The organism is Picosynechococcus sp. PCC 11901 (assembly GCF_005577135.1).
Classification (GTDB): Bacteria; Cyanobacteriota; Cyanobacteriia; order Cyanobacteriales; family MRBY01; genus MRBY01.
In genome coordinates this window covers 1,351,141-1,374,957 of sequence record NZ_CP040360.1, presented here as the reverse complement: position 1 = coordinate 1,374,957, position 23,817 = coordinate 1,351,141, and the positions used below count along the sequence as shown (strand labels likewise).

Below are 23,817 nucleotides of genomic sequence, written 5' to 3'. Positions count from 1 at the left end.
TGTCCATGGCTTCTCCCCTTTTGGCGATCCTCCAGGAAAAACTCCAGATAGCACCGCACCAGCGCCTCACCTTTGCAGAGTTTATGGAGTTGGCGCTCTATCACCCCACGGCAGGTTACTACAGTAGTGGGAAGGTGGCGATCGGTGCCCAGGGAGATTTCTTTACGGCCACATCCCTTGGCCCAGACTTTGGGGAATTATTGGCAGAGCAGTTGCTCCACATGAAGCAGATTTTGGGGCGATCGCCGTTTCAGATCATCGAAATGGGAGCAGGCAAGGGTGACTTGGCGAAGGATATTTTGTCTTACCTCCAGCAGCATTATCCAAAAGAACTTGAAGAAATTGAATATTATATTATTGAAAAATCCCCGGCTCTCCGCCAAGAACAACAGGAAAAATTAGCGGGGTTTTCCTATTGCAAAATTCAATGGTGCGATTGGTCAGAGTTGCCAGCAAATAGTATTCAAGGCTGTTTTATTTCTAATGAATTGCTTGATGCCTTTCCGGTACATTTAGTCACAGTGAATGCCGGAAAAATTCAGGAGGTTTACGTTCAATATAATCCTGCTCAAAATGCATTGGAAGAAGTGAAGGATTCTCTATCTACACCAGAGATTCAAGCTTATTTTGATCACTTAAATATTGATTTCTCTAATTATCCTGATGGTTATCGCACAGAAGTTAATCTAGGGATGCTGAGTTGGTTAGAGCAGCTACAGACTAAACTAAAAACCGGCTATATTCTCACCATTGACTATGGTTATCCAGCGAAAAAATATTATCATCCCCAACGGTCTCAGGGCACTTTACAATGTTATTTTCAGCACCGTCGCCATGATAATCCCTACACCAATTTAGGCGAGCAGGATCTAACAGCCCATGTGGATTTTACCAGCCTCCAAAACCATGGCGAATCTCTAGGATTAGCAACTTTAGGTTTAACGCAACAGGGACTTTTTTTGATGGCCTTAGGGTTAGGCGATCGCCTCAATGCTTTATCCCAAAATCCCACTGATGTGATGACCCTCTTTCGCCGCCGGGATGCCCTCCATCAGTTGATCGATCCTATGGGTTTAGGGGGCTTTTATGTCTTGGTTCAGGGAAAAAATCTCACAAATGATCAGCTTCAGACTTCCCTAAAGGGTTTAACCCAGCCCCCCATGGTCTAATAGTTTTCAACGATTGCGGAAGGTTCTATGCGTCCTGTTTTGTATTTGGCGATTACGAGTCATGGGTTTGGCCATGTGGTGCGGGTGGCTTCGGTGGCAGCCCAGGTACAGAAATTACTGCCCGATGTATTGCTGATTTTTGTGACGACAGCGCCCCACTGGTTGATCAGAAGTTATGTCAAAGGAGATTTTATTCAGCGGCCGAAACGGTTGGATGTGGGGGTAATTCAGGCGGATAGTTTCTCCATGGACTACGGTGCGACCCTAGAAAAATTGCGGGAAATTCGTCGGCGATCGCCCCGGATTATTGCGGGCGAAGTGGACTTTTTACGGTTAAATCGTGTCCAGTTAGTCCTCGCTGATTTGCCGCCCCTGGCGATTCCCATTGCCCATGGTGCCGAGATTCCCTGTTGGTGTATGGGAAATTTTGGTTGGGATTTTATTTACCGTGCTTGGGGTGGAGAATTTATTCCCGAAGCCGATTGGATTACAGAGCTTTATCGTGAAGGCGATCGCCTGTTTCGTTTACCGCTGCACGAACCCATGGGGAATTTTGCAAACGTTACTGATGTGGGACTGACGGGCGGCGATCCGCAATATGATCTGGCAGCCCTGCGGGAAAAATTTCAATTAACTCATCCCAAGGAAAAAACTATTCTTCTCAGTTTTGGCGGCCTCGGTTTTGCCGGAATGCCCTATGAAGCCTTGGCGCAATTTCCTGATTATCAATTTATTAGCTTCGACCGTAACGCCCCCGATTTAGCAAATCTCCGCAAAATTACAGAGACCCAATACCGCCCCGTTGACTTCATGCCCCTGTGCGATCGCATTATTTCCAAACCGGGCTTTAGTACCTACGCCGAAGCCCTGCGCCTCGATCTTCCCGTTGTGACCTTGCCTAGGGATGATTTTGCCGAAGGGCCAATTTTAATTAAAAACCTCCAACAATATGGCCACCACCAAATTTTAGATCCAGAGCAATTTGCCCAGGGTGATTGGGATTTTCTTCGGGAATCACCCCAACCGCCCCAAGGCAATCAACCCATCGATAAGACGGGCACAAAGGCGATCGCCCAAGCCATTGCCGAATTTCTCAGCCATTAATTTCCCGTAACAAAAACCTCAGGTACAGACTCCGGTTCAGGAAACGGTGATTCCCCCAGGACAAAGGGGAGGTGCGCCCCCGTAAGTCCCTTAATAATGTGCTCAGGGGTTGTCGGGAACACCACAAACAGAGGGTGAATTTGGGCCGGAAGATTACTGATCATGTGGGCCTCCGACTCTGGCATTAACCACTCGTAATCTTGATCAAGGTAAACCTGGGTATGACGCCAGCGCAGCAATAGCTCCGAAAAAGTTTCCCCAGGCCGATGGATAAACACCATAATTTCGGCATCTAGCTTAATTTGCCACTCCGGATCACAGGTTAAAATCGCCAGATCACAAGGCAAAATCAAGGTTTTTGGAGTGGAGCGCTGTTCATTTCTGCTGAGGTGGCGCATCACCGGCAGCGGCATCACAATTAAACTCCCCTCAGGACGCCGGACACTGGGCACCAAAGAAAGGTAAGGGCGATGTTGCTTCAGTAAGGCGATCGCCGTTTGTCGATCACTGTAGGCCGCTAAAAGCGTTTCATACTGACTTTGCTGTCCAGTCATCGTTTGCTCTAACCCAAATCTTCAAATACCTTAAACATCGGCAGATACATCGAGAGCAAAATAACACCAACCATCGCCGCAATAATCACCATCATCGCTGGTTCTAAAATACTGGTCAGCGCCTTCACCGTCTGCTCTACTTCATCTTCGTAGAAATCTGCCACCTTCATCATCATGCTATCTAATTCCCCTGTTTCCTCACCAATGGTCATCATTTGAATCGCAAGGATCGGAAAAACCCGGTCGCGATCGAGGGCAACACTTAACATCCCCCCTTCTTGGATTTCAGACTTGGCATCATTAATCGCCTTGGCAATGACCACATTCCCCGCCGTTGCCCCGACAATATCAAAGGAATTGAGGATCGGTACCCCAGACCGGGTTAATGTCCCGAAGATCCGACAGAACCGAGCCACCGCATTTTTCCGGAGCAAATCCCCAAACAGAGGCAACTTTAGTAACAAAGAATCGATTTGCCACCGCCCCATTTCGGTGTTGTAATAACGGCGGATCGCAAAAAAGAGAATGTTGGCACCAATAATCATCAGGAGCACATTCCCAAAAGGCATTGGCAATAACCCTTCGCTAGTCCGCAGAAAGTTACTGATCCCCATCATGATGATCGTTAAAGCCGGCAGTTCTGTGCCAATACTTTCAAAAATATCGGCAAAAACCGGAATCAAAAAGACGGTCATCCCAAAGAACACCGCCACCGCCAAAAATGCCACGGCCATTGGATAGGTCATGGCTGATTTGATTTGGTTTTCCAGTTTGGCCATGTCTTCGAGTACCTTCGCCAAACGGTTCAGGACTTCATCGAGCACCCCACCAATTTCACCGGCTTCTACCATGCTGACATACAGGGTATCGAAGCATTCTTCGTGGGGCCGCATCGCGTCGGAAAGATTCACCCCCTGCTGAACTTCGGCCTTGATGGCAGTGAGGGCTTTACGCATCTTGATGTTGGAGTGGTTTTCTCCCAAGATGCTTAGACAACGAACGATCGCCACCCCAGCATTGATCATCACCGCAAATTGTCGCGAAAATACGGCTTTATCTTTGATGGAAACTTTCGCGAGGGCTTCTTCTAAAAACGAGAGATCGATTTCCCCCGGCTTCATGATCTTGCCCACTTCTGGATAGCGCGTCGCTAGCATGGTGCGGGCTTGTTCGGGGGAGTTGGCTTCGATTTTTTCTTTTAGCTTTTGACCGTTGCGATCAACGACTTGTGCGACATACTGTGCCATGGCTTTCGTTCACTGGGAAAAATGGAATAAAGGGTGCTCTTGCCAGCTTAACTGACAATATTTATTTAGCGACGTTTTGCGGTTGGACTAGCCCCCAAGGCTCCCCCAACGAGTCGTTGTAGTTCATCGGGTTTACCACTCTTCGACAGGGCTTCTTCAAAGGTAACGGTGCCTGTGGCCACTAAACCCGCCAGGGCTTGCTCCATGGTTTGCATGCCGAGTTTCATCCCCGTTTGGATTGCTGAGTAGACCTGGGCGCTTTTTCCTTCACGAATCAGGTTGGCGATCGCCGGGGTGACAACCATAATTTCTTGGGCCATAGAGCGCCCGAATTCACCGGGTTTCGGATTCGCTTTTTTCACCAGACATTGACTAAAAACAGCCAAGAGAGAGTTGGAGAGCATCGCTCGAATTTGAGGCTGTTGGATCGGCGGGAACACGTCTAACATCCGGTCGATGGTGCTGGCGGCGGAGTTGGTGTGGAGCGTCCCGAAGACGAGGTGCCCAGTTTCAGCGGCGGAGATAGCCAAGGAGATGGTTTCGAGGTCTCGCATTTCCCCGACGAGGATGATGTCTGGATCTTCCCGGAGCGCGGCCCGGAGCGCATTGGCAAAGCTTTTGGTGTCTTCTCCCTTTTGCCGTTGGTGGAAGAGGCTTTTGTGGTTTGGGAAAACGTATTCAATGGGGTCTTCGACGGTGAGGATATGTTCGGCACGGGTGCGGTTGATTAAGTCCAACATCGCAGCCATGGTGGTGGTTTTCCCGGAACCCGTTTGGCCCGTAACGAGGACTAAGCCCCGGGGACGTTCGGCCATTTCCCGCACAATATCGGGTAAACCGAGTTGATCAAAGTTGGGAATTTTCGAGGACAAGGCCCGCAGGCAAGCGGCATAACAGCCCCGTTCTTTGTAGACATTGACCCGGAAGCGCGCGAGTCCTTTCACGCCATAGGAACAGTCTAGTTCCCAATTTTGTTCTAGGTCTTTGCGTTGGGTGTTGTTGAGCATACTGAAGATGAGCTTTTGGGCATCTTGGGCGGAGAGGGGCTCGTCATTAATGGGGCCAAGTTTCCCACTGACTCGGAAATAAACGGGGGCACCGGCCTGGATGTGCATATCGGAGCCGCCCATTTCTACGAGTTGCTCCATGAGGTCTTCGATCATGTAATCCATTGGCTTGTTACTCCTTGGGCGATCGCCTGGGATAGGAAAAGAAAAAAGTTGGGGTGAAAGATTGTCGCTGCCATTATTCTGCCCAAAAGGCGATCGCCAGGGAACAGAGAGTGAAGAGTCTTAACTAAAGCGGGGCGTCATACAGTAGGGACAATCTAGCCAATCCGGCTGCAACTCAGCATTACAGGTGTCACAAACCAGGCCCGTTTTTCGTTTCGCCTTTAGTTCTGCCTCAAGGCCAGAATCCGTAAAGGTAACGCGGTCTACCTCTTCAAAGGTTGTATGGCCTTCTTTGACCAACTCCAAACTGTAGGCCAAGATACTCAACATGCCCTCTTGCACTGCCACTTCTTTGATCATGTCCGTGGTGGCCCCGGTATTAATCAACCGTTCAATTTCTTCACTATTTTGCATAAACTCATAGACCCCCACCCGGCCTTTGTAGCCGCCGCCGCCACATTTAGGACAGAGACTGCCGGCTTCTTTGGCCATTTGGATTTGCTCTGGCGTCAGGGTATTGGCCCGGTACACCGTTAAAGGATGGCGATCATTACTGGAAAGGCCGTAGCGTGCCAGCTCTTCCACTGTGGGCTGATAGGGGATGCGGCATTCCCCACAAACCCGTCGCATCAAGCGCTGGGCCAGAACTCCCAGGAGTGACCCGGAAATCATAAAAGGTTCAACTCCCATCTCATCTAGACGGGCGATCGCCCCTGGAGCATCATTGGTGTGGAGAGTCGTTAGTACCAAGTGCCCCGTTAAAGCCGCCTCAATGGCTGTTTTTGCCGTTTCCTTATCCCGGGTTTCTCCCACAAGAATGACATCTGGATCCTGCCGCAAAAATGCCCGCAAAATTGACGCAAAATCCATCCCCTTCTCCCGGATGACCTGCACCTGGGTAATGCCCGGCAAAGTATATTCAATGGGGTCTTCTGCGGTACTGATGTTGATGCCCGGCTCGTTGCGCTCCGCCAGAATTGAGTACAAAGTTGTTGATTTTCCTGAGCCTGTTGGCCCCGTCACCAAAATTAGACCAAATGGCCGCTGGGCCATTTCCCGCACCTGCCCCAGAATATCTTGGTTGGTAATTAACAAATCCAAGCCCAACTGGGTTGAAGAATTATCGAGAATCCGTAAAACAATTTTTTCGCCGTAGCGACTGGGTAGGCTATTGACCCGAAAGTCCACCTTGCGCCCCTTAAACATCCGCCGAATCCGACCATCCTGAGGCGAACGACGTTCCGCAATGTCTAGGTCCGCCATAATTTTAAACCGAGCCGTTACCGCCGGCACAATCCGTTTGGGCAGCGGATCAAAAGCATATTGCAGAACCCCATCTTTACGGAAACGAATCCGCAGATCATTTTCTTGGGGTTCGATGTGAATATCTGAGGCCCCTTCCTGGAGAGCTTTAAGTAGCACTTTATTGACAAGTTTGATCACCGGAGCAGAGCTAGCCTGATTTTCATTCATCAGGTCAGCGCTTTCTTCTTCCTGCTCGTCTAATTCCCCGGCTACACCGAGATCAAGATCTTCGATATCAACTGCTTTTTTCAGTTCTGCTGCTTCGGCGGCCTTGGCTGCTTGTTCCTGCTGTTGGATTTGAATCTGGACTTGCTGTTCTAAATAGCCATCTAGCACCTGACGATAGTCGTCTTCTGTGATCACGATGCGCCGTAACGTCAGATTTTGCAGGCGAAAAAGACGGTTTAAATCATCTTGGGCGGCTAGGTTATCGGGCTCTACCATCGCCACAATCACTTCATCTTGAACCCGCCGGATCGGGAGGAGACGATGGCGGCGACATAATTCTACGGGCACGAGGGAATTGATCAACTCGCCCATCTGATCGATGTCAATTTTTTGAACTTCTGGGTCAATGGAATTGAGACCGTAGAGGATCTTCAGTTCAAAGAGATGATGCTTTTTGTACTGTCGGACTAGCTCAGGGGACAGAGCTTTCCCAGTTAGTTCTTCGACAATGGCCGTGAGGGGGCGTCCACTACGCCGGGTTTCAACGAGGGCTTTTTCCATCTGTTGATGGTCTACAACTCCCTGTTGAATGAGCTTGTTGCCGAAAGGAGAGAAATCATTGCGGAGGGCAAGGGCTCTTGTCCGTTTGGGAAGGGAAGAGTGGGTCATAGGAAAAACCAGACAGCATTGGCAAATGACGGCAGACTAGGCAAAAAAGAAAAGCAGGATAGTTGTTGGCAATATGATGATTCGTAGTTCAATGCTGAATGTAGCAGAAAGAATCTGCTTTTTGGGATCAAGGGGATCGGTCGGGGCTTAATAATGGCAACTGTCTGTGTCGGTTACGATGCCAGGGTTGTTTCTTCCTAATATAGCGGTTGCTTGAAGTTTTATTCTTTTTACCTGGGAAAGACGGGATCCATAGGGGACAATGTTACATTTGGTAATGTTAAAAGACCTATATTTGATGTTTTTACTCTAGGTTAGGCGATCGCCCACCATCACTACTAGGATAGAAACGACTAAAAACATCGATATAACCCAATAGCCAATCCTAAAACAACTAGTTCAAGCAACCATGGTAGAAGACGCGAAAAATCTTGATAGCCCAATTGATCCAGGAAGCACGCCCGAGTCTGTTTCCGACGAGGCCCCCGAGACAACCATCGAGTCTAACCTTGGGGAGGATGCCACAACGATCGAAGCTCAAAGAGAAACAAACACCGATACGGCAGATCAAGCCCCTGACCAGGAGGTCGATGACACGCCCCTCGATGGTGCCGAACTAGAAGCTGTCATTGCCGCTCTCCAGCAGGAGGTCAGTACCTTGCGCCAACAGCTCAGTACCCAAAGTCAACAAACCGAAAATTTCAAAAGCCAATATATGCGGATCGCCGCCGATTTTGAAAATTTCCGCAAGCGCACCAGCAAAGAAAAAGAAGAAATGGAATTGCGAATCAAGTGCAATACCGTCAATGAAATCTTGGGCGCCGTTGACAACTTTGAGCGGGCCAGATTGCAGATCAAGCCCTCCACCGATGGCGAAATGACAATCCACAAAAGCTATCAAGGGGTTTATAAACAACTTGTCGATGGATTGAAGAAAATTGGTGTCTCTGCCATGCGTCCAGAGGGAGAAGAATTTGATCCCAATTTCCACGAGGCGATCTTCCAAGAACCCACCAGTGAGCACCCAGAAGGCACTGTGATTGAGCAGGTCGTGCGTGGCTATCTTTTAGGGGACATGGTGTTACGCCATGCCATGGTTAAGGTTGCCGCCGCGCCCGAGGAACCCCCCAGCGGTGAAACCAGCACCAGTGAAAGTTAAGGGTTAAACCCAATTTTTGCGATGGGGCCTATAGACATAAACTGTTGTAGTTCCTGGCCCCAGACAAAATCTTCAGTAGTATTGAAAAAATCCTTATCGTCTTTCGGCCGCGAACCATGGGCAAAGTAATTGGCATCGATCTTGGCACTACCAATAGCTGTGTTTCTGTCCTTGAGGGCGGTAATCCCCTTGTCATTACCAACGCAGAAGGGGCACGGACTACGCCAAGTATTGTCGGTTTTGGCAAGAGCGATATTCGCCTCGTGGGTCAATTGGCAAAACGCCAGAGCGTAACCAATGCCGAAAACACAGTCTATAGTATCAAGCGGTTCATTGGCCGTCGCTGGGATGATACGGAACAAGAACGCCGTCGGGTTCCTTACAAATGTGTTAAGGGAAAGGATGATACCGTTGATGTCGCGGTACGGAAACAGGTTTTTACGCCCCAAGAAATTTCAGCAATGGTGCTCCAAAAGCTCAAGGCCGATGCAGAGGCATTTTTAGGGGAGGAAGTTTTTCAAGCTGTCATCACCGTGCCAGCCTACTTTACTGATGCCCAACGTCAAGCCACCAAAGATGCCGGAACGATCGCCGGTCTTGAAGTGCTGCGAATTATCAATGAACCGACCGCTGCAGCCCTTGCCTATGGCCTAGACAAACAAGACCAAGAACAATTTATCCTCGTATTTGACCTTGGGGGCGGCACCTTCGATGTTTCCATCCTGCAGTTGGGAGACGGGGTGTTTGAGGTCAAGGCGACCTCTGGAAATAATCAACTGGGTGGTGATGATTTCGACAACGCCATTGTGGAATGGATGGTTGAACGGTTTCAGCAACTCGAAGGCATTGATCTAAGTAGCGATAAGATGGCCCTCCAACGGCTCCGGGAAGCGGCAGAAAAGGCCAAGATTGAGTTGTCTAGTACCATTACGACATCCATTAATTTGCCGTTTATCACGGCTGATGACACTGGCCCTAAGCATTTTGAAATTGATTTGAGTCGCTCGAAGTTTGAGGAATTAGCCAAAGATTACATTGAGGCGACCCTCCGCCCCGTAGAACAAGCCCTAAAAGATGCAGAATTAACGGTCGATAATATTGATCGGATTATTTTGGTGGGGGGCTCCACGCGCATCCCCGCAGTCCAGCAGGCGATTCAAGGTTTTTTCCATGGCAAACAAATTGATCGTTCTGTAAATCCTGACGAGGCGATCGCCATTGGGGCCGCGATCCAAGCCGGGGTCCTAAACGGTGAAGTGAAAGACGTTCTCCTCCTTGATGTCACCCCCATTTCCCTCGGCATCGAAACCCTCGGCGAAGTCTTTACCAAAATCATTGACCGCAACACCACCCTGCCAACCAACAATTCCCAAGTTTTTTCCACCGCCACCGACGGCCAAACCTCTGTAGAAATCCATGTTCTGCAAGGTGAGCGCGCCCTCGCAAAAGACAATAAAAGTCTAGGAAAATTTCTGCTCACAGGGATTCCCCCTGCTCCCCGGGGCTTGCCTCAAATTGAAGTTAGTTTCGAAATCGATGTCAACGGTATTTTGCAGGTGTCCGCCCAGGATCGCGGTACCGGCAAAGAACAGGGCATTAAAATCACCAATACCGGTGGCCTTGACCCCGCTGAAATCGAAGCAATGCGCGCCGAAGCCGCAAAATACGCCGAACAAGACCGCCAACGTCTCCAAGTAGTTGACCTCCAAAACCAAGCCGATAGCCTCTTCTACAGCCTTGATGCCACCCTGCGAGAAAATAGCGAATTGTTAACCAATGAAGTTAAAACCCAACTAATCCAAAAACGCGCTGTTTTAGAACAATCCTTTACCGACCGTTCCTTCTCGACCGCAGAAATTCGCCGTCTACTCGAAGACTTTAAGACAGCACTCCTGGCCATTGGCTCAAAACTCTATGACCGCGAAGGCGATACACCGATCTATCGCCCTATCTCAGTGACCCCTGTGCCAACCACTGCCGACGATGATTTAATTGAATTTCCCACCGAAGCTGGTGTTGTCATTGAAAATGGCGAAGGCAATATTACTGGGGATTATGAAACCATTGATTGATTGGGTTATGGCTAAACCTTGACCCAGATAACACATCTATTCCCCATAACACTTTTCAGGTTTTCCCAGTTCAAGTTAAGATTGGTAAAGGCTAGATTGTGCTCGTTATTAGAAAAGGTTTATGGCAGGCGACTTTTACGAAATTCTTGGTGTCTCCCGTGATTGTGGGAAAGATGAACTCAAGCGGGCTTATCGTCGTCTAGCTCGTCAATATCACCCAGATGTGAATAAAGACCCTGGGGCCGAAGAAAAATTTAAAGAAATTAATCGCGCCTACGAAGTCCTCTCGGAACCAGAAACCCGAGCCCGTTATGATCGCTTTGGTGAAGCTGGTGTCTCTGGGGCAGGTGCTGCTGGGGCTGACTATGGCGACATGGGCGGCTTTGCTGATATTTTTGAGACTATTTTCAGTGGGTTTGGTGGTATGGGCACTGGTGCCACCGGGGGCGGCCGCCGACGCAGTGGGCCGATGCGGGGCGATGATCTCCGCCTAGACCTAAAGCTCGACTTTAAAGAAGCGATTTTTGGGGGCGAAAAGGAAATCCGTATTCCTCACCTAGAGACCTGTAAAACGTGCAGTGGCTCTGGAGCAAAGGCTGGTACTTCGGCAAATACCTGCAGCACTTGTAATGGCACTGGCCAAGTTCGGCGGGCGACCCGCACTCCCTTTGGTAGTTTTGCCCAGGTTTCCGTCTGTCCGACCTGTAATGGGGAAGGGCAAGTGATCGCCGAGAAGTGTGAATCCTGTGGTGGTGCTGGTCGCAAACAAGAAACGAAAAAGCTCAAAATCACGATTCCTGCCGGGGTTGATAGTGGCACACGGCTGCGGGTATCACGGGAAGGCGATGCTGGCGTTAAAGGTGGCCCCCCTGGGGATCTTTACGTTTACTTAGCCGTCAATGCGGATAAAGAGTTTCGTCGCGACGGTACTAATATCCTCTCGGAAATTGAAATTAGCTATCTCCAGGCAATTCTTGGGGATACGGTAAAGGTTAAAACCGTTGATGGTACAGAAGATTTGACGATTCCCGCTGGTTTACAGCCCAATAAAGTGCTTACGTTGGAAGGAAAAGGGGTGCCTAAACTGGGTAATCCAGTGAGCCGTGGTGATCATCTAATCACGGTAAAAGTCGTGATTCCGACGAAAGTAAGTCGAGAGGAAAAAGAACTGTTGCACCAACTGGCGAAATTAAAGGGAACCGAACACAGCAAAGGTGGTTTTGAAGGGTTATTGGGGAACCTATTCCATAACAAATGAGCAATCCGCAAACATTAGAGGCAGACGCACGGTTAGATTTGCGGGGGACTCCCTGCCCGATTAATTTTGTGCGCACAAAGTTACAACTCAAGAAAATGGCCGCCAATGCCCTGCTCGAAGTGTGGCTCGATGCGGGGGAACCCATGGAGCAAGTGCCCGATAGTTTGACGATGGAAGGGTATTTGGTAGAAAAGGCGATCGCCCAACCGGAGGGCCACTACGTATTATGGGTACGTTGTCCGGCGACATGAGTGGTGGCTTAGTCCCAGAGAACTGCCAGGGAACCGTAACGGCGGTTCAGGCAAACTTTTACCATGTGCAACTCCAAGCTGGGGCAGGACATTTACTCTGTACAAGGCGAGCCCGCTTAAAAAAAATTGGTCAACGGGTCATGGTGGGAGACCAGGTCATCGTTGAAGAAGTTGATTTTCAAGATAGACGGGGGGCGATCGCCCAGGTTTTATCCCGCCGCACCGTTTTAGATCGACCCCCTGTAGCCAATGCCGACCAACTCTTGTTGGTGTTTGCCCTAGCGGAACCACACCTTGACCCCTGGCAACTGAGTCGCTTCTTGATCAAAGCAGAATCAACGGGGTTGCCGTTATTATTGGGTCTTAATAAACAAGATTTACTCTCCACAACAGAACAACAGACCTGGGCTGAACGCTTACAGGAATGGGGCTATCGGGCTGTCTTTTTTAGTGTGCTCCAGGATGCTGGCATTGCCGCCCTAGAAGCCAGTCTTAAGGATAAAATCACCGTGGTGGCTGGGCCTTCGGGGGTGGGAAAATCAAGTCTGATCAACCGCTTAATTCCCCAGGTGGAGCTACGGGTGGGCGAAGTTTCAGGCAAATTGCAGCGGGGACGACACACAACCCGCCATGTGGAACTATTTCCGCTGCCCCAGGGGGGACTTTTGGCTGATAGTCCTGGGTTTAATCAGCCGGATTGGTCGGTGCTGCCCCAGGATTTGGGGGGGTATTTCCCAGAGATTCGTGCCCAACTCAAACAAGAAAATTGCCAGTTTAAGGATTGCCTACACCTGCAGGAACCCAACTGCGCGGTGGGACGGGATTGGGAACGCTATGAGATCTATGAAAAATTTCTCGAAGAGGCGATCGCCTACCGTGAGATCCAGCAGCAGCAACGGGATGAAGAAGATCACCTCAAGGTCAAAATTACAGCGGCGGGCAAACAAATCCATGAGCCGAAACTAGCGACCAAAAAATATCGACGAACTTCCCGGCGGGAACGGCACCAAAATTTAAAAGATTTATACGAAAAGCAATCCCTCGATGAGTTGTATGGGAACGACGACGGCTAAATCTCTTTTACAATGAACAGTTACACAATACTGAGGTTGATGGTTCATGGCGGCAGTGTGGCAGCAGATTCTCTTTTTGCGCTTTCCCTTTGAGCCTTGGTTACGGGCCAGTGTCAGTTACCGGGTGTTTGGACTTTTGCAGGGCTGGCGGGGCGGCAGTTGGCTATTGCAATGGGCAGAACCCCTGGGGGCAATGATTCTCTGTGTATTGTTGGTGGCAGCGCCCTTTGTCTCGACAACCTTAATCGGATTTTTGCTGTTGGCCTGTGCGGGCTATTGGATTTTGCTAAGTCTGTCTGATCTGCCCCTGGGACAAGTGACAGGAATTCATCTTTTGGTTGCACTATATGGGGGCATCGCGGCGATCGCCACGGTCTTGTCGCCAGTTAAGGGGGCCGCCCTGTCTGGGTTGGTGCAGTTGTTGCTATATCTGATTTTCTTTGCGTTTTGTGCGCGGGTCTTGCGATCGCCCAAAATTCTCGCGGCGGTCATTTGGGTGTATTTAATGGTGTCCCTGGTGGTGAGCGGCTATGGTATTCGTCAGGAATTTTTTGGGGTAGAACAGTTGGCCACCTGGAACGATCCTTTGTCGGAGTTTGCCAACGATACTAGGGTTTACAGTTACCTAGGCAACCCGAATCTTTTGGCGGGTTATCTCCTGGGGGCGATCGCCTTTAGTGGCGTAGCGATGCTGATTTGGCGCACCAAGATCCAGAAAACTTTAGCAGCGGTCATGTTTGTAACCAATGCGGCTTGCCTATTTTTTACCGATAGTCGGGGGGGCTGGCTGGCGATGGTGGGAGCGGCCGTTGTGGGGGGATTATTACTCTACAGTTGGTATGGCGATCGCCTCAGTCCTTTTTGGCGTAAATGGTTGCTGCCCCTGTGTTTCGGCTTTGGGGCGGGGTTACTACTCATTGCGGTATTGGGCGTTGATGCCATTCGCCTACGGTTGTTGAGTATTTTTTCCTGGCGGGGCGATAGTAGTAATAATTTCCGGATTAATGTGTGGTTGGCGGTGCTGCGGATGATTGGCGATCGCCCCCTGTTGGGGATTGGGCCAGGCCATGATGCCTTTAATGCGGTGTACCCCCAGTATATGGAAAGTCGTTTTTCGGCCCTGAGTGCCTATTCAATTTTTCTGGAGACCGCTGTGGAAACTGGTTTACTGGGCTTGACCACATTTGTGTGGCTGCTGATCAATATCTTTAGCCAAGCTTTACAAAGCCTTAAAGACTTTCAGTCCCAGCATAAAATAGAAGGACTATGGTTAGTTGGGGCGATCGCCGCGATGACAGGACTGTTGATCCAGGGCCTCTTTGATACCGTTTGGTATCGTCCCCAGGTCAATACCCTCTGGTGGTTGATGGTGGGCATTATTGCCGCCCAGATCCCCCAGTGCCAACCCACTGGAAGAGACAACCCCAGCCCTTAATCTCGATTATTTTTTCTGGCTGAGCTACCGGGGAACTTTTTGTCCCGTGGTTTCAGCGTGCGGCCTGAAATTTTGATCTGCATCTGCTCTTTGGAGAGGAGCGGTCTGATTTTTCTTCCCATTATCTCCTGCCCTGAGGTTTGCAATTTTGTCATGATTTTAGTCGGTGAGCACCAAGCCCATTTCCTTGAATTTTTCCTGGAGACCCTCCGGGGTATTGCCGCAGTGCAGGTTGCCCCCAGCGCCGCCCATCTGTCGGCTTTGGCGATCGCCAATCATCCAGAACTGATCATTGTGAACCTCGATTTTGTGTCCCGTCCGGAGCGCAAACTGTTTGCCCAGCTTAAAAGTGATCTGCACAGCCGCGATATCCCCCTGATTATTACCACCACGGATATCCATGCCCAAACCCGGGCCGAGGCTTTCTCGTTTGGGGCCGATGATGTGTTGCTATTGCCCTGCACCAGCACCGAATTACAAAAACGTGTCCAACAACAACTTAACCACAAACATCTCCAAGCCCTGTGGTCAAACCAAACCGAGCAACTGCAACGGACAATCACCCGCCAAAGAATTCTCCGGGTCGTGATCAATCGAATTCGTCGTACCCTCAACCTCAACGAAATTTTTCAGAGCACGACTAAAGAAATCCATGATGCCCTGCACTGTGACCGGGTGGTGATCTATAAGTTTAACCCCGACTGGAGTGGTCACTTTGTAGCTGAGGCCATGTCTCCCCAATGGCGATCGCTGATGAATGACGCCAGTGCGCGACAGCGTGAACTCCTAAAATATTCCGCAGTGCGTGATGACCGTTGTATTGTCAAAGTTTTTGAAAGTGAGCTACCGGGCTGGGTAGAAGATACCTATCTCCAGGAAACCCAGGGGGGGATTTATCGTCAAGGCAATACCTACCGGGCAGTCCATGATATTTACAAAGCTGGGTTTCCTCCCTGTTACATCGAGCTCCTCGAAAACTTCCAAGCCAAAGCCTATATCACCCTACCGATTTTCCTAGGCGATCGCCTTTGGGGACTCCTCGGCATCTACCAAAACAACGCCCCCCGCACCTGGCTTACCGAGGAAATTGAAATGCTGCGGCAGATCGCTACCCAACTGGGTGTGGCCCTCCAACAGGCCAAACTCCTAGAAACCCTACAGGCAGCCAAGGAAGAAGCAGAAAAGGCAAACCAAGCAAAAAGTCAATTTTTGGCCAATATGAGCCATGAACTCCGCACACCCCTCAGCGCCATTTTGGGGTTTACGGAGCTACTCACAGGGGATACTAACCTCACTGCCGATCAACTCGAATCCCTCGACATCATTACCCAGAGTGCCCAGCACCTGCTGAACCTGATCAACGATATTCTCTCCCTCTCAAAAATTGAGGCCGGGGAGACCAGCGTCCTTCGAGAAGCCTTTAATCTCGTTGAAGCTCTCAATGTTATCTACGATTTTGTTGTTCTTGCGGCGAAACAAAAGCAACTAGAACTGATCTTTGAGCGTGATGCCAATGTACCGGAGGTGATTTACCTCGATGAAAAAAAGCTCAAGCAAGTCTTAATTAATCTCTTGAGTAATGCCATTAAATTTACTGAGGTGGGTCGCGTTACCCTTAAAATCACCTATGATGCCCACCAACAGAACTTACACTTTGCCGTAATTGATACGGGGCCTGGCATCCCAGAACATGAGCAGAACAAATTATTTCAGGTTTTTCAGCAAACCAGCACAGGAATCCGTTCACGCCAAGGTACGGGCCTGGGTCTCGCCATCAGTCAGCAGTTGGTACAGCTCATGGGGGGAGAGATCCAGGTAACAACGGCAGAAAATCAGGGTAGTTGCTTTTGGTTTGAGCTGTCCCTCGCTTCGCCAGAAAAAGATCAAGCAGACATTTCAATTCAGGCTTTTGTAAAACACACGGGGCGATCGCCCAAAATTTTGCTCCTCAAGGATCAAGTCGAGCAGCGGGAACTACTCTGTCAGCGACTGGCCAGGGCTGGTATCGAAACCCAGGCGATCGCCATGGAAGCAATCTCCAATCACCCATGGCAACAATGGACACCAGACCTAATTTTGGTTGACCTGAAACTGGCCTCCGTCGATGGTGCGGAGATCTTGAGCAATATCCAACAACAGCTCCAAACAGTCCCCCTAACCGAAGACCCAAGACTCATCGTGATTACCGCCGATATCTTTCAAAATCAGCAAGATGAGCATTCGCGGTTAGCTTGTGATGACATTATTTATCACCCGGTCTCTTTGGAGGAACTTCTAGGTAAGGTTGCCCATCATTTAGAGCAACATAGGGGAATCTTGAATCCCGTTGATGCCCACCCAAAATCACAAACCTCCCCGTCCTAAATCCAGTTCGTTATGCTGAAGTTACCAGCGATTACCTTGTTTGAATCCCCTTGGCCTAAAGGCTACTAATCTTTAAATTTTGTCACCGCCGATGGCTTCTACTTCCCCGAAAAAACAACCGCCTCGCCTGATCACCTTTAAACAACTCATCAAAACCCACCATGGTCGCGCTTATTTCCTGGGTGGTAGTTGCTTGGCGATGTTAACCCTCACAAGTGTGGGCTTCGCAACCCTGGTCAATCCTCGGGTGCCGATTCCGGTGGTGGATAGTCTTTTGGGACAATTGCCAGCCCAGACAGCGGCGCGGGTTTTGGAGGAAACGGAATCTCCATCATCCCAAACGGTCAGTGGTGCGGACGCCCCTCCGGCAACAACAACGCCGCCACCCGCCGAGACTAATGCTCAGACGAATTCCCCTGGGGGAGAACCGTCCGTGTTACCCCTCTGGATTTATGGTGTCATTGTGCTTTGTGCTCTGGTGGGGCCTTCTCTATTTACCTATGCCCTTTACCGACTCTATCAACAGTCCCGACGACGGCCTCAAATACAGAGACAAGCCTTCCCAGAAGTTGGGCGATTGCCGCTGCCGATGTCCCCTCCCCAAGACGGTTAAGGGCGAATTTATCGGGGGACGGCGGCCACCTCCCCTATAATGTGGAGGGTTAAAAAAACTTTTAGTGTATTTCCACAAACATATGGCTCTGTTGGATTCAAAAGGGCGTCTTTTCGGCAAAGTGAGCATCCTCGATCTGGGGGCACTTCTGATCATTCTCGGCGTAATTTTTGGTATTTTTTTCCTCCCCGGTCGTTCGGGTTCCGTGGCCCAAATTGGGTCAGCCATGGAAGCGATCGAGGTGGAAGTCCTGGTGCGGGGTCTGAGTGTGAAGTCCCCAGAGACCTTTGTGGCAGAATTTCAAGGGTCTGAAACGACCTCCATCGTGATCCGCAATCAACCCTTTGCCAATGTTGGCATTAAGTCCATTGAGCTTTTACCCCGGACAACCCCTGTGCCCCAGCCGGACGGCTCTGTTTTACCGTTAAATGATCCCCGTCCTGAGGTTCAGAATATTGGGGATTTTCGGATTGTGTTAACCAGCGAAGCCCAGAAAACAGATAATGGCTATGTTTTTGGCAACAACAAGGTCAAAATTGGCCATACCCTGCGCCTTGAGGGGTTTAATTACGATTTCAATGGCAGCGTGATTGATATCCGGGCAGTGGAGAAATAGGCTCGACTCCATGGGCAAGTATTGGCGCATTTTAGGACTGTTTTGGAGTACGGCGATCGCCGCCGAATTGGAGTATCGTTTAAATTTTTTCATTGCGGCCCTCAGTAGTGTGGGAAATTTGGCGGGCAGCCTGTTCAGCCTCTTTTTGTTTTACCGCACGGGATATCAATTTTCCGGTTGGACTTGGCAAGAGGCGATGTTGGTGGTGGGCATGTTTACCCTCTTGCAGGGGGTGGCCAATACCTTCTTTTCGCCGAATCTCAACCGGATCGTCCAACAGGTACAGGAAGGCACCCTCGATTTTGTGCTGCTCAAGCCCATCAGTAGTCAATTTTGGCTCTCGGCGCGGATGATTTCCCCCTGGGGCTTGCCTGACTTGGTTTTAGGACTGGGAATTTTGATCTACATCGGGCTGCAGTTGGGTCTGTCACCGCTCAATTATGTGTTGAGCCTGATTCCCATCGGGTTTGGGATGTTGATCCTCTACAGCCTCTGGTTTATGTTGGGGGCAACGAGTATCTGGTTTGTGAAAATTTATAATGTCACCGAGGTGCTGCGGGGCTTCCTTGAGGCCGGACGTTACCCGATTGTGGCCTATCCGGGGGTCTTTCGTTTTTTCTTTACCTTCATTGTCCCCATTGTTTTTTTAACGACCATTCCTGCGGAAACCATGTTGGGGCGATCGCCTTTGGGGTGGATTGCTGGTGCCGGTTGTTTGGGCCTGCTGCTGCTGTTATTGTCTAATGTGGTGTGGCGGTTTGCCCTACGGTTTTATACCAGTGCTTCTAGCTGAAGCCTTAGCAAGAATTTAAACTTTGTCTCCTAGACTGCCGTTGTATGAAAAGAAAACCCATCCTATCAACCATTGGTTGGCGAGAATGTGTGGCGCTCCCGGATTTTCAGATCCCCGTGATTCGCGCCAAAATTGATACCGGTGCTGGCTCCTCCTCGATCCATGCCACCCGCATTCACTATTTTCACCAAGGCGATCGCGAGATGGTTCGTTTCCAAATTCACCCCCACCAGCACAATATCCATGACACCGTTACCATAGAAGCCCCTTTGGTCGAACACCGCAGCATCAAAAGTTCCAATGGCCAAAAGCAACTGCGGCCCGTCATCGAAACCCATGTTCAACTAGGCGAACACCGTTGGCTCATTGAACTCAACCTCACCAATCGCTCCTTAATGGGTTATCGCATGCTCCTTGGACGCCAGGCCCTGCGTAAACGATTCCTCGTTGATGTGAGCAAATCTTTTCTCCAAAGCCAACCGGATCATCCCCACCAACCATGAAAATTGCCATTCTCTCCCAAGATCCAAAACTCTATTCCACCCGTCGTCTCCGGGAAGCCGCCGAAAATCGCCACCACGACGTCCAGGTGATTAATTTCATGCGCTGCTACATGAATATCACTTCCCACCAACCCTTTGTCATTTACCAGGGGCAGCGGTTAGAAAATTTTGACGCGATTATTCCTCGCATTGGAGCATCGGCCACCTTTTACGGTACGGCGGTGGTGCGTCAGTTTGAAGTAATGGGAGGGTTTAGTGCCAATACATCCCAGGCGATTTCTCGGTCCCGTGATAAATTGCGATCGCTGCAAATTTTAGCCCGCAAAGGCATTGGACTCCCGGTGACAGGTTTTGCCCACGCGACCCAGGACATTGATGGCCTCATCGAAACCGTGGGTGGTGCTCCTGTCGTCATTAAACTTTTAGAAGGCACCCAGGGCATTGGTGTGGTGCTCGCGGAAACCCACCAGGCCGCCAAATCCGTGATCGAAGCCTTTCGGGGGTTGGATGCCAACATTTTGGTGCAAGAATACATCGCCGAGGCTAAAGGCACGGATATCCGCTGTTTTGTGGTGGGCGAGAAAGTCGTGGCGGCAATGAAGCGCCAGGGTGCAGAGGGAGAATTTCGGTCTAATTTGCACCGGGGCGGCAAAGCAGATAAAGTTCGACTCACCCCCGAAGAGCGCAGTACCGCTGTCCGGGCCGCTAAAGCGATGGGATTGCGGGTTGCTGGGGTGGATTTGTTGCGCTCAAACCACGGGCCTCTGGTGATGGAAATTAACTCTTCACCGGGATTAGAAGGCATCGAAAAAACCACCGGGGTTGATGTGGCCGGAAAAATTATTGAATATCTCGAAAAGAATGCCGCTCCTGGGAAAACCACCGATCGCATTCAGTATTAAGAGATCAGGTTGTGGCTCACAAGCTAGAAAAAAAGCTGCAAAATTGTCTCAAGGCGATCGCCCCAGGCAAGTTCATCGTGGCGACCAAGGGGATCTTCAAGGCTAAAAAGATTCATATTTTCTTGGTATTGGAACTCTTCGATTAAAAGCGATCGCATTTCTTGGCCCCGTAACCTCGCCCGTGCCTCCTGGTGCTGGGCATCAGCCATTAAACCCCAGTCTAGGTAAATTTTGGGGCGCAATTTGGGATTGCTCAAAACGGGAGTCGCGGCAAAAACCAACGCCGAATTTTCAAGGGATATCTTAAAAGCTCCATCTAAACCATTTATGGACATTGGGTTTGCCTCCAGTCCCAGCCAAAAAGAGGGGGATAAAGCGGCCACTTGGGGAAACTGGCGGGGGTGCTGGGTAGCCGTGTAAAAAGCAGCCAACCCGCCTTGGGCAGCACCGACGATGAGCGTTTGATCGGTTTGGGTGCGGTATTGCGCATCGATAAAGGGTTTCAGTCCTTTGGCAAGATAACGACTGTAATCCCCTAGGCCACCACCTTGATCCGGGATATGGGAATATTCGTAAGCACGATCATTGGGGCAAATGGCCACGACAATCAGTTTTTGCAATTGCTCCCGTAGGTACAGTCGACTCAAGCGCTCTGCCACCTGCCAACATTGACCAAAATCCCCATCGGGGAAAAAAATATGGTCGCCATCGTTGCAGTAAAGTACGGGCAGGCGATCGCCGGTTACTTCATAATCTCGTGGTAAAAAGACATGGATTTTGCGGGGTTGATCAAAATACGCCCCAAAACCCTTGAGTTGCAACTGATCATAGGTATGGAAAAAACCGCCCCAATGGCCCTGATCATGGAACCAAGCCCGTTGTCCACCTTTGTAAAATTCTTCTGCCATAGATGTTTTTTAACCTGCTGGGTTCAACCCATCCCCTAACCCAAAAATTCCAAAAATAACGGATGCTCACCTTCTACTAAGCCTCGGTTTTGCAGTGGAAAAAAGGGGATTTTCTCGCATTCTAGTGGCTTTTGCCAGAAACTTTTACCCCTAGGGCCATTCCCACCAAAACAGTCCCTAAAGGATGATAAATTTGCCTGTCTGCTTCCCTTACAAATAGAAAATAACTGTTACAGTTCTTGACACTTGATCTATGGCGTAGGGGTCTGGTGATAGCATTTGCGAAACACCCTTTATTTAATAAAGATTTTTGAGCATGTCTAACGAGCTTACTGGAAAAACACCGAAATTCGGTGGCAGCACGGGTGGTCTACTCGCCGCTGCTGAACGGGAGGAAAAATACGCCATCACCTGGTCTAGCGCAAAAGAGCAGGTTTTTGAACTGCCCACCGGTGGTGCAGCGGTCATGAACGAAGGCGATAACCTCATGTACTTTGCCCGCAAGGAACAGTGCCTTGCCCTCGGGACTCAGCTGAAAACACAATTTAAGCCCAAGATTACCGACTATAAGATTTACCGTGTCTTCCCCTCCGGCGAAACTCAGTTCCTCTATCCTCTCGATGGTGTACCTTCTGAGAAGGTAAACGAAGGTCGCGAATACAAAGGGAAAGTTGACCGCAATATCGGGAGCAACCCCGAACCGGCAACCCTGAAGTTTTCTGGTGTGGCCCCCTACGAAGCCTAGATTTTTACCACAACAGTTCGGGCGGAAGTTGACAGTTTTAGTTTGAGTTATGAAGGCTTTCTTGGTGGTGGCGATTAGCCCAGACCGATGAAGAAAGTCTGTTATGATGAAAAGCTGAACAAAAGGCTTCCGCTTCTTTGTGTCTAGCTCTATTTTTACTTTTATTCACTGTCCCAGCGGCCCTCCATGTGCCCCAGGCGACCGACGCATTTCCTATGATTTTTCCTGATTTCGAGCAGTTTCGGCATCTCAGTCAACAGGGTAATTTTATTCCGGTCTATCAGGAGTGGGTGGCGGATCTCGAAACGCCAGTGTCGGCTTGGTACAAGGTTTGTGCAGATCAACCCTACAATTTTCTGTTGGAGTCCGTTGAGGGGGGCGAAAATATTGGTCGCTATAGTTTCCTCGGTTGCGATCCGGTTTGGATCTTAGAAAATAAAGGCGATCGCACCACGCAAAAATTCCGTGATGGGGCTGTCCAAGAATTTAGCGGCAATCCCTTTGATGTGTTGGCCCAATGTCTCGCCAGCATTAAGCCTGTCCAACTGTCGGAATTACCACCGGGGATTGGTGGTCTATTTGGGATGTGGGGCTATGAGTTGATGCGCTGGATCGAGCCACGGGTGCCGGTGTACGAGCGCCAGGCAGGGGATCTGCCCGATGGCCTCTGGATGCAAATTGATAGCTTGATTATTTTTGACCAAGTTAAACGCAAGATTTGGGTCATCACCTATGCTGACCTGCGGGATCCGGCGGTGCCCCTAGAAGAAGCCTACCTAAATGCCTGCGATCGCGTGACGAAATTAGTCCTCAAGCTCAAGTTGCCTTTGCCTGTTGCCGCCAAACCCTTAGAATGGCTCGCCAACCCAGACGGGGAAGCCCTCAAGTACGAAAGCAACACTTCCCAAGCACAGTTTTGCCAGAACGTCGCCAAGGCAAAGGAATACATTAAGGCCGGAGATATTTTTCAGGTGGTGCTGTCCCAGCGGCTCCAGACGAGCTACGAAGGCCATCCCTTTGATCTCTACCGTTCCCTGCGCCTGATTAACCCTTCTCCCTACATGTCTTTTTACAATTTTGGGGATTGGCAACTCATCGGTTCTAGCCCAGAGATTATGGTCAAAGCCGAGCAAACGCCAGACGGAAAACTCCAGGCGATGCTCCGACCGATTGCGGGCACGCGACGCCGGGGGAAAACCCAAGCTGAGGATTTAGCGTTAGAACAAGACCTCTTGGCCGACCCTAAGGAAATCGCTGAACACGTGATGCTTGTGGATTTGGGCCGCAATGACCTCGGTCGCGTCTGCGAAAAAGGCACGGTGACGGTTGGGGATTTGATGATCATCGAACGTTATTCTCACGTAATGCACATTGTGAGTAATGTGATGGGAGATTTAGCCCCCGACCAATCGGCTTGGAATTTATTACAGGCTTGTTTTCCCGCCGGGACGGTCAGCGGTGCACCGAAAATTCGCGCCTTAGAAATTATCAACGAACTGGAACCCGAACGGCGCGGCCCCTACTCTGGCGTCTACGGTTACTACGATTTTGAAGGCCAACTGAATACGGCGATTACGATCCGGAGCATGATCGTGCGATCGCAGGGGAATCAGCACCAGGTCTTTGTCCAGGCGGGCGCGGGCATCGTCGCGGATTCAGAGCCGGAACGGGAATACCAGGAAACCCTTGATAAGGCCAGGGGGATGTTGGAAGCGATTCGCTGCCTTCAGGTTTAAT

General features: G+C 50.1%; 21 protein-coding genes. 16 read left to right on the top strand and 5 right to left on the bottom strand.

Annotated elements, in window-relative coordinates; genetic code table 11:
• The first annotated feature begins 5 nt into the window (after positions 1-5).
• Together FEK30_RS07610 and FEK30_RS07605 are read left to right on the top strand one after the other, a co-directional pair.
• The gene (locus tag FEK30_RS07610) at positions 6-1,169 is read left to right on the top strand and encodes a class I SAM-dependent methyltransferase (protein WP_138072704.1); all 1,164 of its coding nucleotides are present in this window, start codon (positions 6-8) and stop codon (positions 1,167-1,169) included.
• A 27-nt stretch (positions 1,170-1,196) separates the two neighbouring features.
• Positions 1,197-2,273: a glycosyl transferase gene (locus tag FEK30_RS07605; protein ID WP_138072702.1), complete on the top strand. Its 1,077-nt coding sequence runs from the start codon at positions 1,197-1,199 to the stop codon at positions 2,271-2,273.
• On the opposite strand, the gene FEK30_RS07600 is transcribed toward FEK30_RS07605, so the two are convergent.
• From FEK30_RS07600 to FEK30_RS07585, 4 genes are all read right to left on the bottom strand, one after another.
• Entirely contained in the window at positions 2,270-2,827 is a 558-nt protein-coding gene (locus FEK30_RS07600) for a hypothetical protein (RefSeq protein ID WP_138072701.1), read from the bottom strand. The genes FEK30_RS07605 and FEK30_RS07600 overlap by 4 nt on opposite strands.
• An 8-nt stretch (positions 2,828-2,835) precedes the next feature.
• The gene (locus FEK30_RS07595; RefSeq protein WP_012306328.1) at positions 2,836-4,074 is read right to left on the bottom strand and encodes a type II secretion system F family protein; all 1,239 of its coding nucleotides are present in this window, start codon (positions 4,072-4,074) and stop codon (positions 2,836-2,838) included.
• A 65-nt stretch (positions 4,075-4,139) separates the two neighbouring features.
• Positions 4,140-5,246 (bottom strand): type IV pilus twitching motility protein PilT, encoded by a 1,107-nt coding sequence (locus tag FEK30_RS07590; RefSeq protein WP_012306326.1) that lies wholly within the window; start codon positions 5,244-5,246, stop codon positions 4,140-4,142.
• A gap of 120 nt (positions 5,247-5,366) precedes the next feature.
• Positions 5,367-7,388, bottom strand: a complete 2,022-nt coding sequence (locus FEK30_RS07585; RefSeq protein ID WP_099237884.1) for a GspE/PulE family protein — start codon at positions 7,386-7,388, stop codon at positions 5,367-5,369.
• Positions 7,389-7,797: 409 nt separating this feature from the next.
• Between FEK30_RS07585 and grpE the strand changes: the two genes are divergently transcribed.
• The 12 genes from grpE (at position 7,798) to rimK (ending at position 20,427) form a co-directional block, all read left to right on the top strand.
• Complete coding sequence (gene grpE / locus FEK30_RS07580) at positions 7,798-8,547, top strand: nucleotide exchange factor GrpE (RefSeq protein ID WP_138072699.1); 750 nt, start codon at positions 7,798-7,800, stop codon at positions 8,545-8,547.
• Positions 8,548-8,663: 116 nt separating this feature from the next.
• Positions 8,664-10,619, top strand: a complete 1,956-nt coding sequence (gene dnaK, locus FEK30_RS07575) for a molecular chaperone DnaK (protein WP_030005934.1) — start codon at positions 8,664-8,666, stop codon at positions 10,617-10,619.
• A 121-nt stretch (positions 10,620-10,740) separates the two neighbouring features.
• The gene (gene dnaJ, locus FEK30_RS07570; protein WP_030005933.1) at positions 10,741-11,877 is read left to right on the top strand and encodes a molecular chaperone DnaJ; all 1,137 of its coding nucleotides are present in this window, start codon (positions 10,741-10,743) and stop codon (positions 11,875-11,877) included.
• Positions 11,874-12,128 carry a sulfurtransferase TusA family protein gene (locus FEK30_RS07565; RefSeq protein WP_030005932.1) on the top strand — a complete coding sequence of 85 codons (255 nt, stop codon included), beginning with the start codon at positions 11,874-11,876 and terminating at the stop codon, positions 12,126-12,128. Before dnaJ ends, FEK30_RS07565 begins: the two co-directional genes overlap by 4 nt.
• A complete protein-coding gene (gene rsgA / locus FEK30_RS07560) occupies positions 12,104-13,201 on the top strand; it encodes a small ribosomal subunit biogenesis GTPase RsgA (RefSeq protein ID WP_138072697.1) in 1,098 nt (365 codons plus the stop codon). The genes FEK30_RS07565 and rsgA overlap by 25 nt, the downstream gene beginning before the upstream one ends.
• 46 nt (positions 13,202-13,247) lie before the next feature.
• Positions 13,248-14,636 carry an IctB family putative bicarbonate transporter gene (locus FEK30_RS07555; RefSeq protein WP_062432612.1) on the top strand — a complete coding sequence of 463 codons (1,389 nt, stop codon included), beginning with the start codon at positions 13,248-13,250 and terminating at the stop codon, positions 14,634-14,636.
• Positions 14,637-14,789: 153 nt separating this feature from the next.
• Entirely contained in the window at positions 14,790-17,000 is a 2,211-nt protein-coding gene (locus tag FEK30_RS07550) for an ATP-binding protein (protein WP_138072695.1), read from the top strand.
• A gap of 91 nt (positions 17,001-17,091) precedes the next feature.
• On the top strand, positions 17,092-17,613 hold the full coding sequence (locus FEK30_RS07545; RefSeq protein ID WP_138072693.1) for a hypothetical protein: 522 nt from the start codon (positions 17,092-17,094) through the stop codon (positions 17,611-17,613).
• 82 nt (positions 17,614-17,695) lie between these two features.
• Positions 17,696-18,229, top strand: coding sequence for a DUF4330 domain-containing protein (locus FEK30_RS07540; protein ID WP_062432590.1), 534 nt, complete (start codon positions 17,696-17,698; stop codon positions 18,227-18,229).
• A gap of 10 nt (positions 18,230-18,239) precedes the next feature.
• On the top strand, positions 18,240-19,022 hold the full coding sequence (locus FEK30_RS07535) for an ABC transporter permease (protein ID WP_065710202.1): 783 nt from the start codon (positions 18,240-18,242) through the stop codon (positions 19,020-19,022).
• 44 nt (positions 19,023-19,066) lie between these two features.
• Positions 19,067-19,525 carry an ATP-dependent zinc protease family protein gene (locus FEK30_RS07530; RefSeq protein ID WP_012306314.1) on the top strand — a complete coding sequence of 153 codons (459 nt, stop codon included), beginning with the start codon at positions 19,067-19,069 and terminating at the stop codon, positions 19,523-19,525.
• Positions 19,522-20,427, top strand: a complete 906-nt coding sequence (gene rimK, locus FEK30_RS07525) for a 30S ribosomal protein S6--L-glutamate ligase (protein WP_012306313.1) — start codon at positions 19,522-19,524, stop codon at positions 20,425-20,427. Before FEK30_RS07530 ends, rimK begins: the two co-directional genes overlap by 4 nt.
• A gap of 23 nt (positions 20,428-20,450) precedes the next feature.
• On the opposite strand, the gene FEK30_RS07520 is transcribed toward rimK, so the two are convergent.
• On the bottom strand, positions 20,451-21,335 hold the full coding sequence (locus FEK30_RS07520; protein ID WP_138072691.1) for an alpha/beta hydrolase: 885 nt from the start codon (positions 21,333-21,335) through the stop codon (positions 20,451-20,453).
• A 316-nt stretch (positions 21,336-21,651) separates the two neighbouring features.
• On the opposite strand from FEK30_RS07520, the gene FEK30_RS07515 reads away from it, so the two are divergent.
• Positions 21,652-22,080, top strand: coding sequence for a photosystem I reaction center subunit II PsaD (locus FEK30_RS07515; RefSeq protein ID WP_012306311.1), 429 nt, complete (start codon positions 21,652-21,654; stop codon positions 22,078-22,080).
• 215 nt (positions 22,081-22,295) lie between these two features.
• A complete protein-coding gene (locus tag FEK30_RS07510) occupies positions 22,296-23,816 on the top strand; it encodes an anthranilate synthase component I family protein (protein ID WP_138072689.1) in 1,521 nt (506 codons plus the stop codon).
• Position 23,817: the final 1 nt, after the last annotated feature.